The sequence below is a fragment of the Streptomyces chrestomyceticus JCM 4735 genome, assembly GCF_003865135.1.
GTDB lineage: Bacteria > Actinomycetota > Actinomycetes > Streptomycetales > Streptomycetaceae > Streptomyces > Streptomyces chrestomyceticus.
Window position 1 is genome coordinate 7,053,282 of the sequence record NZ_BHZC01000001.1, and the last position, 13,236, is coordinate 7,066,517.

A 13,236-nucleotide genomic window follows, 5' to 3' on the forward strand; every position below is an offset into this window, starting at 1 on the left:
CACACCCCTGGCGCGGTTCGGAGATCACTTCACGTCTCACATGGTCACACGTATGCGGAAGCGGAACGGTTCACCCCTGATCCGTGGAAGCGGTCCGAAGTGATGTCGTTCACACAGTGAACCGATCGCTTCGCCCATACGTGAACGTAGGTGTGGTGTCCCATGATCCAGACGCGCGGAACGCGCCGGTCGTGACACCTGTCGAACGGTCTGCTGCACGAAGGGAAGAGGCTTGGCTACGCGTCCCGGTGACTGGGGGGCCCTCGGCCTCGACGGCGACCCGACCCCGGGTGACGCCTCCGCCATCACCACCATCGCCGACGCGATGCGCGACCTCGCCACGCATGCGGGCACCATCAACAACGGCCTCAAGGCGCTCCAGCAGACCGCCGGTGAAGGCCAGCGCTTCATCGGCAAGACCGCCGACCAGCTCCGCGACATGGTCGACGACCACCTGCACAACTTCGTCGGCCATGTCGCGGACTCCTTCAACCAGGCCGAGACGGCGCTGCGCAAGTACGCCACCGCCGTCACCGACGCGCAGGCCGACGCCGACGCGGCCCTGACCGCCGCCCAGGGGCTGGACAAGGACGACCCGCAGCTCCAGACCCACAAGGACCGGGCCGACGACGCGAAGTCCGCCCTCAGCTCCGCGGCGAGCACCCTGGACAAGTCGCTGGCCTCCGCCGGGTCGCTGATGGTCCAGCCGGTCAGCGACTGCGACATGTTCTGGGAAGCCTTCCAGTGGCTGACCATCATCCTGTCGGTCATCGCCATCTTCACCGGCGGCGTGCTGGCGATCCTCGCCTGGGGCATGAACGCGGTCCTGCTGATCAAGACCATCGTCGACTTCAGCCAGGGCAAGGCGAGCGGCCTGGAGCTCGGCCTCGCCTTCCTCGGCGTGCTCTTCCCCACCACCAAGGCGCTGCCGGTCGGCTCCATCCTCAAGGGCCTGGGCAGCGTCCTCAAGGGCGGTGTCGAGGGCATCGCGGGCGCCGGCAAGAACATCATCAAGGAGATCGGCCACTTCTCCTCGCTGCACAACATGCCGAAGGTCGTGGTGGCGCCGATCGTGCTCGGCATCCACGCGGCGCCCGCCTTCAACATCGTCAACGGCATGAAGGGCCTCGGCAACTTCGCCAAGGGCGGCTGGGAGTCGCTGGCGGGCACTGTCGTCAAGGACTGGGCGACGGTCACCAAGAACTTCGACGGCAACTGGAACAAGCTCGGCGCCTACGCGAAGGTCACCTTCGAGCGCCTCGGCCGGGCGGGCATCGCCACCGTCGTGCCGCTGGACTTCACCGAGATGGGCGTGCTGGGCTTCGGCGGCGCCGCCCGGCTCGCCTTCGGCGAGCGCGTGCTCGGCATCAATCAGCCGGACCTGCACCGGCTGCTGGCCAACGCGGGGCGTACGGACGCGGCGCTGGCCAAGGGCATCCACACCGGGGACTTCGGCGCGCTGGCGCCGTTCCGGCCCGTCGGCGGCAACGGTGTGCACTTCGTGCCCGGCAGCTTCGTGGACCTGTCGGCCCTGCACTTCGTCCCCGGCGGCTTCGGCGGCGTCTCCTTCCCCGGGGTGCACATCCCCTCCGTATCGCCGGGCGGGCTCACCAAGTTCCCGGGCGCCCTCGTCCCGAACACCATCGGCGGGCTCCACCTGAACGGGCTGAACGCGTTCCGGCCCGGCGGTCTGGGGACGTTCCACTTCAACGGTGTCGGCAACCTGATGCCCAACGGCATCGGATCGTTCGGACACAGCGGACTGAACCTCAACATCCCCGGCAACCTGGGCGGCCTGGGGATCAAGGGCCTGGGGAACGTCACACACGTCGGCGGGAACATGCCGCACGGGGTCACGGTGCCGAACGGGATCACCGTGCCGCACACCGGTGTGACCACACCGCAGGGCATCACCGTCCCCAGCGGCTCCCTCACCCACACCGGCACCCACGTCGACCAGCCCGGCCTGATCGCCACCCCCGACCTCCACCTGCCGGGCACGACCACGCTCGACAACGGCCTGAGCGTCCCGGACGTGCACGGCTCCGGCGCCACCCGGCTCATCCAGCAGACGGACTTCGCGGCCGGCCACGTCCGCATGGACAGCAACCTGCTGCTGTCCGGCAACACCGCCATCGACCTGCTCAAGGACGCCCACGGCTCGTCCGGCGTGCTCGGCCATGTGCCGGAGAGCACCGCTGTCCACGTCCCCGAGACCTCGTTCGAGAACACCTTCGTGCACGGCATCGGCGACGGCCACTCCATGGCCCGCGGCGCGATCGGGCACGGCGAGGCCCTGGAGGACATGACCTTCCCCGAGCTGACCGCGCTGGCCAACGGCGACGTCGCGGTGACCGCCTTCCACGGGGACGGCATCAGCTTCCGCATCGGTGACGCGGCCCCGCGCACGATCACCGCCGACCACCTGGCGGCCACCGCGCCCGGCACGCCCGTGACGACGGCCCCGCAGAACCTGACGAACAACCTGGCGGCTACGCAGCACGTGCCCGGCAGCACGCAGGTGCCCGGCGTGCACGGCGGCGCGGAAACGATCCGGCCGACGGGTGTGGGGGCACCGGGCGACCTCTCGCTCGTCGCGGGCGCGGTACCCCCGCCCCGTAACCTGGCCAAGGCCCCCGGCGACGTACCGGCGTCGGTCGGCGCCGACGACCCGGTGCGGCTGAAGACTCCGGACTTCAAGGCCGACAAGACGCCCGGCGCAGGCACGGGTGCCACGGCCAAGACGACGCCCCGACCCGTCGTCAACGAACACGACATGGCGATGAGCCTGTTGGACACCGGCGACCGCAAGCCGGTCCCGTCCGCCGGTCACAGCGCCACCTCCAACAGCCCCTCCGGCGTGTCCGCCCTCCCGGACCTGGACGGCGCGGGCGCCCGCGGCGCCACCGGCCCCGCCGACAACAGCGTCCTCGACCTGATCGCCCACCCGGGCGGCCCGGCGAAGGCGGGGGACGAGGCCGCGGCCGGCATCCCGGCCGCCGTGAAGGCCACCGACAACGCGCCCGCACCGACGCCCGTACCCGCGCCGAAGGCCGAGACGCCCACCCCCGCGCCCGGGTTGAAGGAGCCTGGCGCCGTCAGCGCGCCCCCCGGCAACCGCTTCGGCGGTTTCTCCGGCGCCGCCGCCCTGAACCATCGCCTGCGCGCACGGAACGACCTGATCCTCGGCGGCTCCGTCGGCCCGGAGGCCGGCGCGAAGCTCAACGCATGGGCCAGGTACGAGAACGCGCTGTCACAGCTCGGCAAAGCGGAGCGCCAGGTGGACGAACTGGCGCCGCCACCCGGCGTGACCGCCGGCGAGCCCTCGCCCGCCCTGGCCAAGGCCCTGGACGACCTGGGCGTCCAGCGCGCCGAGGTGGCCAAGGCGGAGGCCAAGCTGGACGAGCTGGGCATCGACGCCGCGCGCACCCGCACCCAGATCAACGCCCTCACCGGCGGCATCTTCGGCGAACACGGATTCGGCGGCGGCCCCCGGCCGCATCCGCAGCCGGAGACGCAGGCGGTCCCGACCGTGGACAAGGGGAAGGGCACGGCGGACCTCGCGGACGCCGAGCCGGTCCCGTCCGTCGACAAGGGCAAGGGCAAGGCCGACTTCACGGACTCCACGGACCTCGGCCCTGTCCCGGAGACGCACCTCCCGCGCCCCCCGGCGCAGGACCGGCTCGGTCACACCCCCGGCTCCGGCATCGGCGACCGGGCCGCGGCCCGGCACGAGATCGTCACCGGTGGTGCGAGCGGCCCGGCGGCCGAGCTGCGGCTCAACGCCTGGGAGCGGTACGAGCAGGCCTCGTTCGACCTGGCCCAGGCCCAGGGCAAGGTGGACCGGCTGGTGCCCGGGGCGGGCCACCCCGGCCCGTCCAAGCCGTCCGCGGCGGCCGTCGACGCGCTCGACGACCTGAACGTCAAGCGCTCCGAGTTCCACGACGCCGACGCCCGCCTCGGCGAACTGGACATGGACCCGAACGCCATCCGGCAGCAGATCGACGACGCCAACCACGCGATCGCCGTCGACCGCGCGCAGCACGGCGAGTACGTCGGCCCGCTCGGCGGCGCCCCCGCCCCGCACGGCGGCGACCCGCTGCCGGTCGGACCGCACGACTGGTCCCCCGACCCGCAGGCACCGCGCGCCCTGTGGCCCGAGCCCGGCACCCACGCGGCGGGCCGCACCATGGTCAACCAGTCCTTCCGCGACCTGCCGTACGCGGGCCACCAGCCGCTCACGGCGGGCGACTACCTGAGCTGGATGCGGGGGAGCACGGGCGAGGGCCGGCCGCTGTCCTACGTGGTCAACACCATCGTCTCGTACGGCGAGATCGGGGGCGGCAAGCTCCAGGACTTCCTCGACTCGATCACCCGCGGCCTGGCGGGCTACGACGGCCGTCTCGGCGTGGTGATCGGCGTCAACGGCAAGCTGGAGGACCTCGCCGCCATCCACCGCGCGATGGACGACGCCCTCGCCTCGACGCACTTCGACCACCCGCTGGCGATGGTGGCCACCACCTTCTACGGCGACTCGTTCCCGTACGGCACCATGCGCAACCTCACCATGACCAGCCCGGCGGCCCGGTCGATGGCGCACTCGATGATGCACGGCGGCGGCGCGGCCGGCCCCAGCCACCCGTACTGGGCCTTCATGGACTTCGACGTGTACGAGCACACCGTCCCCAGCGGCCGGCACGTCTTCGACCACTTCGACCGGGAGCTGAACCTCGGCCCGGGCGGCGCCGTGGACGACTGGATCAAGAAGCTCCCGGACGACACGGGGGCCGCGGCGAAGGGGGCCGACGGCTCCGTGACGGTGCCGGGCGTCCCCGACGCCCCGCCGCTGCGCCCGCTGGTCATGACCGGCGGCTACCGAGTGCCGGGGAAGACCGGCGAGACGGTGATCGTCGACGGTGTCGCGGTGGACCGCTCGGTCGAGGAGCTGGTCAAGGCGACCAAGACCCGCGGCGACACCCCCGACGGGATGGTCTTCACCCAGCAGGACGTGGACAAGTTCGCGTCCGTCGTCGACTCCGACATGCGCATCCGCGCCCTGATGTCCGACTGGCACGGGCTGCTGCCGTACGGGCCCGAGCCGAACCTCTTCGTGGACGCCGCCGCCACCATGGTGGACGACGTGAAGCTGGGCGCGGGCGACTGGCGGCCGGTCCGGTTCGGCGGCGGCTCCGGCGAGTACAAGGGCCTGCGGGAGCGCCTGAACCACTTCCACGCCTGGGAACTGGACCAGACCCTGCCGGACGTGCCGGGCAATACGGTCGCGCGGGAGATCGCCGCCGCCAACTCCGCGCTGCCCGACCGCGGCACCGCGTTCGTCGCCGACTTCGTGCACGGCGCGGTCCCCACCGACCTGTCCCGCCTGATGTCCGGCTACTACAAGCACGGCAAGGCCGGCGGCGTCGGCAACATGCCGCAGGAGCACCTGACCCCGAAGAACGTGGTGGAGCACGTCTTCGCCCGGGACACCTTCGACCTGGACCCGAGCCTGTCGCGGGCCAAGGACGACACGAAGATCGCCAAGCTGCGCGACGACCTGCTGAAGGGGAAGTCCCCGGAGCAGGGCTTCCGGGACGACCCGCTGAAGCCCATCGGCATCGACGGACGGCGCCCCGAGTTCAACGAACACCCCCGGGCCACCCTCGACCGGCTGGGCGCCGGACTGGGCGGCGACGCCAACACCCTCGGCCTGAACATCTCCATCCGCGTACCGGGCCGGCCGGACGGGCTCGTGGTGGGCATCGTGCCGGCGGACAAACGGTTCCTCAGCCATGCGGTGGTCACCGCCACCGAGGAGGCGGCGTACAAGCGGCTGCAGAACTACGTGATCGCCGAGGTGCTGCCCCAGGGCGGCCTGCCGGACAACTCCCTGTTGCGCGCCCTCCCGGAGCCGCCCCCGGCCACCGCCGGCGGAAAGGGCGGCCGGATCACGCCCGGCGCCATCCCGGACGCCCCGACGCTGCTGACGCAGGTGCAGCGGCAGATGGGCAAGAACGGCTTCGAGGACCTGATCAACGACACCTACACGCGGGGTCTCGACGGCCGAGCCCTGACCAACGGCCTGGTCACCGGGCGCCTGGGCCCGGACGTGTCGGACCTCGGCCCGATCGAGCGGATCGTGCTGGACCGCTACGCCAAGGCGTTCAACCGCCCGCTGGAGATCCGCGGCCTGAACGGCTCGGCCCACCGGGTCGACATCGAGGCCCGCAAGCCGGGCCCGCCGCTCTACCTGACCTGGGTCCCGGACCACGGCGGCCCGCACTCCGGGCACTGGGACGTGAGCAACACGGCCCCGCCCCCGCCGCCCGCGCGGCTCGGCTTCGAGCCCGGCTCCGGCATCGGTGAGCGGTCCGCGGTCCGGCACGACATCATCACCGGCGGCACGGGCGGCCCGGAAGCCGATCTGCGGCTCGGCGCCTGGCAGCAGTACGAGCAGGCGTCGGCCGACCTGGCGCGTGCCCGGCAGAAGGTGGACGGACTGGTGCCCAGGGCCGGGCAGCCCGGCCCGTCCAAGCCGTCCGCCGCGGCCGTCGACGCGCTGGACGACCTGGGCGTCAAGCAGGCCGAGTTCGGCAAGGCGCAGGCTCGCCTCGACGAGCTGGGCATGGACCCGAACGCCATCCAGCGGCAGATCGACGACGCCAACCACGCGATCGCCGTCGACCGCGCGCAGCGTGGCGAGTACGTCGGCCCGCTCGGCGGCGCGCCGTCCCGGCACACCAACCTCACCCAGGCGTTCGACGACCTGGACGTGGCCGGCGGCCCGTCCGCGCACCACGGCGACGACCTGGACATGGCGGAGGCGCCCGCACCCGTCGGCGCGGGCGACGACGTGCCCCCGACGCCGCACGGCGACTACGGCGACCTGGGCCACGGCGGTCCGCCCACCGCCGGACCGCTGCCGCGCGACCTGCAATGGCAGCAGGACGTGCCGAACCTCGGCAACCAGGTCACCCGCGGCGACGTCACCGTCAACGGCGCCTTCCAGCGGCTGCCCGGATTCGGCCAGCGCCCGCTGACGCCGGACCAGTACACGAACTGGATCCACGCCAGCCTCGACCGGCAGAACCCGATGGCGTACGTCGTCAACACCGTCGTCCGGGCGAGCGACATCGCCGGGGAAGCGGGTCGTCAGCGGCTGCGGGACTTCCTCACGGCGATCACCACCGACCCGCGCGGCGAGTACCAGGGCAAATTCGCGGTGGTCATCGGCGTCAACGGCCGCGCGGACAAGATGGCGGACGTCAACGCCGCGGTCCGCGGCGCGCTCGACGGGCTGGACGTGCCCTACCCGGTGGCCGCGGTCGGCATCGGCTGGACCGGCAAGGACTTCCCCTTCGGCACCATCCGCAACGTCACCATGACCAGCCCGCCGAGCCGGTACCTGGTCCGCTCGATGATGTACGACCCGCACCAGCCGGCCCACCCGTACTTCTCCTTCATGGACTTCGACACCTACCAGCGGGTGGTGCCCAGCGGCGACCACGTCTTCCAGCACTTCGTCAAGGAGTTCGCGATGGGCGGCGACGGCATCCAGCCGCTGCGCCCGCTGACCATGTCCGGCGGCTACCGCCTGCCCGAGGGAAACGTGCCGGGCGCCGACACCGCCCAGCTCATCGAGGACACCAACAGACGTCTGGCCGCGGAGCACGCCAAGGACGTGGCGAAGGGCAAGGCCGTCGGACCGCCGCACACGGTCTCCGCGGCCGACCTGCCCGCCTTCGACACCGCCGTCCGCGCGGACATGCGGGCCCGTACCCGCCTGGTCGGCATCCACCCGCTGCTGCCCTACTCGCCCGAACCCAACCTCTTCACCGACGCCGCCGCGACCCTGCTGGACCGGGTCGGCCCCGGCTGGCAGCCCATCAGGTTCAGCCCCGGCACCAGTGAGTTCAACGGCCTGGCCGAGACCCTGAACTCCTTCAACGCCTGGGAGCTCAACCGCACCCTGCCGGTACTGGACCGCTCGGCCTTCCCCGGCGACTCCCTCGTCCACCGGCTCACCGACCGGGAGATCGAGGCCGTCGCCCAGCGCCCCTACGACCGGGCGTACGGCGCCGACGTCGAGACCCCGACGGCCGGGCAGATCGACGCCGTACGGCAGCGGCTGGCCGCCCGCGGCCCGGGCGGCGGCAGCGACGGACCGCTCAGCACACCGGAGATCGACGCGGTCAGCCGGCTGCTCACCCCCGGAGAGCTGAACGCCATCGCGACCCGGCAGGCGGAGCGGCTGATCGCCGCGCACACCAACACCCTGCCGGACCGCGGCGTGCCCTTCGTGACCGACTTCGAGGGCGCGGCCACCCCCACCGACCTGTCCCGGATGATGGAGGGCCTGTTCGGGAACCGGCCCGCGCTGCCGCAGGACCACAACGACGTCCGGCAGGCGATGGGCCGGATGTTCGGCCGCGACTCGTTCGAGGACGTCGACCCGCAGACGTCCAGGAGGGTCAAGGGCGGCCTGCACTGGGCCGACCGCCGGGACGACCATCTGACGAAGAACTCCGCCACCGGGCTCTCCCGCGACCCGCTGGCACCCGTCGACCCGGGACACGGCTCCACCCACTCCCCGCGGGACGTCGTGAACGGGCTCGACGGCCTGGGGACCGACCGCAACACCCTCGGCTTCAACGTCTCCGCGCCCGTCCCCGACGACTCGGGCCTCGCGCTGCGGGCGGGCGTGCCGCTGAACGACAAGGCGTTCGCGAGCCTGGCGGCGGCGACGCACCCCGAGCCGGCCGGGTTCATGCGCAACCTGCACCTCGTCGTCGCCGGGTACCCGCCGGTGCACTCGCCGCCCCGGTCCCTGTTCCACGCCCTGGAGAACGCCGCCGGCAGCGGCGCCGGGTCGGGCCACACCCCCGGCGGCCTGCTCGACACCGTGGAGCAGTACCTCAGGAGCAAGCCAAAGGGCAGCAAGGACCCCGTCGTCAAGCTGGTGCTGGCCGAGGCGGACCGGGCCGGCACGGGTTCCCGCGAGCTGTTCGCCACCCTGGCGACCGGACGGATCGACCCGCACGGCTCGTTCGCCGCCGGCTCGCCGGCCGAACTCTCCGTACGGCTCTACGCCCAGGGACTGGGCGCCCGCATCCGCATCATCGACGGCGACGGCACGGTGGTGCACGAGGCCGCACCGGGCACGACGGGCGCACGGACCCGCCCCCGCCCCGGCCTCGACTTCCGCTGGGAACCGGACCCCGGCGGCGGGTGGCACTGGACCGTACGGGAGTCTGACGACATGGAGGAGCCGGCCGGCCAGCCGGTCAAGCGTCCCCGCAAGGGCAAGGGACGCGCCGACAGGCCACCCCGGCCGGACGACGAGGACACGACCATGGGCGACGCATGACCACCGCAGAACACCCGAATTCCGGGACGGTCCACACAGTCGCCGCCGGGCACCCGGCGGCGCACGCCACCCTGGGCGCCGCGCTGCACGCGGCCGCGCCCGGCGACGAGATCCGCATCGCGCCCGGCACCTACGAGGAAGCCCTGCGGATCGACCGCGACATCGTCCTCCGCGCGGACGGCGGCACGGTCACCCTCGCCGCCCCCGGCGGCACCACCCCGGCGCTCGAAGTGCTGCCCGGCGCCCGGCTGACGCTCGACGGGCTGACCGTACGCGGCGGCGCCGCCGACCGGCCCGCCGTCCTGCTGTCCGGCGGCGTCACCCACTGGCACGGCGGCGGCACCGACCGCGGACGCCTGGAGGTGCTGCGCGAGGCCGCGCTCACCATGACCGGCGCCCGCCTGACCGGCGCGGCCCTGGCCGGGGCACTGATCCGTACCGTCGGCGCGGTCCGCCTCACCGACTGCGTCCTGGAAGGCGCCCAGGGCACCGGCGTCGTCGTGGGCGGCGACTCCCGGCTGGAGCTGACCGGCACCCGGATCAAGGGCGCCACCGGCTCCGGAGTGCGGGTCCGCGAGGACGCGCACATCGTGCTGCGGGACTGCCTCATCGACGGCGCGGGCCGCAGCGGGCTGCTGTTCGAGGACCGGTCGGCGGCCCTGCTCGTCGACTGCCGCATCCGCGACTGCGGCGGCGAGGCCGTACGGGTGCTGGACTCCTCGCCGGTGCCGCGCGACGGCGACCCGTACGAAGCCGCCGACGGGCGGATACCGGCGCGGGCCGACGGCGGACTGCTGCTGTACGGCTGCGAGCTGACCGGCGCGGGCGCGGACGCCCTGCACGTCGCCGGGTCCGGCGACGCCGTGCTCGACGGCTGCGTACTGCGCGACGGCGGCGGCGCCGGAGCCACCGCGGGGGAGCGGGCCCGCGTACGGCTGGCCGACACCCGGATCGTACGGACCGCCGCCGCCGCCCTGACGGCCCACGGCACCGCCCGGCTGGAGGCGCGCGGCACGACCGTACGCGGCTCGTCCGCCAACGGCGTGCTGGCCACCGGCTCCGCCACCGTCTCCCTGACCGACAGCGAAGTGACGGACTGCCGGTTCAGCGCCCTGCACGCCGGTGGCGGCGCCGGACTGACGCTGACCCGGCTGCGCGCCGGGACCACCCCCGAACACGGGCTGCACGCCGTCGCCGACAGCCGCCTCACCCTCACCGAGGTCCACCTCACCGACTGCGGCATGTCCGGCCTGGACCTGTCCGGCGCGGCGGCCGCCGAAGCCGCCGAACTGTCCGTCGTACGCTGCCGCAACGGCGTCGTCGCCGCCTCCGGCGGCACCGTGCGCCTGACCGGCTGCACGGTCACCGACGCCGAACGCGCCGGGCTCACCTTCGGCGGCGGCGACGCCGAACTGACCGGCGGCCGTGTCCTGCGCGCCGGCACCGCCGGACTGGTCTTCCAGGGCGGCGCCACCGTACGGGCCGCGGACGTGGACATCACCGAAGCGGCCGGGTCCGGCATGGTGGTGGCGGCCGGCGCCGCACCCGACGTCCGTGCCGTACGGATCGTCCGCCCCGGCAAGAACGGCCTGATCGTCGACGCCAAGGGCGCCGGCACCTTCGAGGACTGCGACATCACCGGGCCCGGCTTCCCCGCCGTCCACCTGGGCGAGGCGGCCGCCCCCGCCCTGACCCGGGTCCGCGTCCAGGACGCCGAGGCCGACCTGAGCACCGAGGACGGCGCCGCGCCGACGGTGCGCGACTGCGTGTCCTGGAAGGTCGAGGACGCACAGTGGCCCGCGCCCTTCGCGCCCGTCCCGGCCACCGCCGCGAGCGGCGCGCAGTCCGCCGGCGCCCCGGCCGGCGACGGCACCACGACCACGGTCCCGCCCGCCGAGGAGAACCTCGACGACCTCCTCGGCGAACTGCACGAACTGATCGGCCTGGACCGCGTCAAGCAGGACGTCGCCTCGCTCGTCAAGCTGATGCGCATGGTCCAGCGCCGCGAGGCGGCCGGACTGGCCGCGCCGCCGCTCAGCCGCCACCTGGTCTTCGCGGGCAACCCCGGCACCGGCAAGACCACCGTGGCCCGGCTCTACGGGCGCATCCTGGCCGCCGTCGGCCTGCTGGAGAAGGGCCACCTCGTCGAGGCGGACCGCTCCGCGCTGGTCGGCGAGTACGTCGGCCACACCGGCCCGAAGACCCAGCGGGTCTTCATGGAGGCGATGGGCGGCGTGCTGTTCATCGACGAGGCGTACTCCCTGGCGCCCGCCCACGCCACCGGCGGGAACGACTTCGCGCAGGAGGCCATCGCCACCCTCGTGAAGCTGATGGAGGACCACCGCGACGCGGTCGTGGTCATCGTCGCCGGATACCCCGTCGAGATGGAGCACTTCATCGACTCCAACCCCGGCCTCGCCTCCCGCTTCAACCGCACCCTGCTGTTCGAGGACTACGGCACCCAGGACCTGGTGCGGATCGTCGAACAGCACGCCTCCGCCCACCAGTACGAACTCACCGACGCGGCCCGCGACACCCTCGTCGGCTACTTCGACCACGTCCCGCGCGACGGCAGGTTCGGCAACGGACGCTCCGCCCGGCAGACGTTCCAGGCGATGACCGAACGGCAGGCGTACCGCGTCGCGGAGAACGACGCCCCGTCCGAGGCGGACCTGCGGACGCTCTCCGAACTGGACGTACCGGAACTGGAGCTGCCGAAGCAGGAGCTGCCGCCGGCGGAGCTGCCCGACGGCACCGCCGGAGCGCAGGCCCGGCCGCAGCCGTACCCGTCCGGCCCCGGCGGGCCCGTCCAGCAGGCCTGACCGGCGCCCCGCCGATCCCGGTCCGACACCCCCGACCACCCCCAGGAGGAACCCCCGTTGTCACGACCGAACAAGAGCGCCGGACCGGACCGCTCCGGCGCATCCGACCCGTCCCGGTCCGGTTTCGCGGAAGCCTTCTCCAAGAACCCGCGCACCCCGAAGCGCGGCCTGGCACCCGGGCGCCGGGTGTGGAAGACGGCGCTCGGCCTGCCCGTCCTGGCCGGGGTCGGCGTGGGCGCGGTGGCGCTCGCCACCCTCGGTGTCTCCCAGGTGCGCTTCGGCGACGGCCAGGAACAGGCCGTCGCCGCCAAGCAGCCGCAGCAGACCAAGACCGGCAACCCGCTGCCGTCGGCCAAGCCCGGCAAGGCGCCCGGCGCGACACCGGACGAGAAGAAGCCCGAGGCGCCCAAGCCGGACGCGGAGAAGACCCCGGCCGGCACCCCCACCCCCAAGAAGACCCCGAAGCCCGAGGACAAGAAGCCCGACCCGCCGAAGGCCAAGGGCGCCAACGCCAAGGTCACCTACGAGGGCATCGCGGGCCCCGGCTGCCCGACGCCCGAGCGCGGCGGCTACCACCAGGCCGGCGTGCACGGCGAGGTCGGCGTGGGCTGGTACGGGCTCAGCGGCGGCAGCACCCGCGACGGCGGCTGCAGCGGCCAGTTCACGTCCGTACCGATGTCCGGCGACCCGAACAAGGACACCGACAACAACATCATGTGGTGGTGGGAGCCGGGCCCGCAGTCCCGTAGCTGCCAGGTGCAGATCTACGTCCCCTGGGGCCCGAGCGAACGCGACGTCCAGGGCAGCCCGACCCACTACCAGGTGCTCACCGACCCCTTCAACGCCGGCACCAAGGTGGGGGACTTCGCCATCGACCAGGTCGCGCACCGGGGGAGCTGGCAGACGGTCGGCACCTTCCCGGTCCGCCAGAACAAGATCGGCGTGAAGCTGATGGACCGCGGCGACAACCACTCGCCGGGCCGGGACCGGGCCCATCACGGGGCCGGGGCCGCGAAGGTGGTGTGCCACGGCTGAGGTCTGGCGAGCCAG

General features: G+C 73.2%; 3 protein-coding genes. All 3 read left to right on the plus strand.

All coding sequences use genetic code 11. The features are described 5' to 3' along the window. Positions 1-232 precede the first annotated feature (232 nt). From EJG53_RS30910 to EJG53_RS30920, 3 genes are read left to right on the plus strand one after another with little or no spacing between them, the layout of a single operon-like run. Entirely contained in the window at positions 233-9,364 is a 9,132-nt protein-coding gene (locus EJG53_RS30910; protein ID WP_125047652.1) for a putative T7SS-secreted protein, read from the plus strand. Further along, a complete protein-coding gene (locus EJG53_RS30915) occupies positions 9,361-12,186 on the plus strand; it encodes a right-handed parallel beta-helix repeat-containing protein (protein ID WP_125047654.1) in 2,826 nt (941 codons plus the stop codon). The genes EJG53_RS30910 and EJG53_RS30915 overlap by 4 nt, the downstream gene beginning before the upstream one ends. Before the next feature lie 57 nt (positions 12,187-12,243). After that, on the plus strand, positions 12,244-13,221 hold the full coding sequence (locus EJG53_RS30920) for a hypothetical protein (RefSeq protein ID WP_125047656.1): 978 nt from the start codon (positions 12,244-12,246) through the stop codon (positions 13,219-13,221). Positions 13,222-13,236 lie beyond the last annotated feature (15 nt).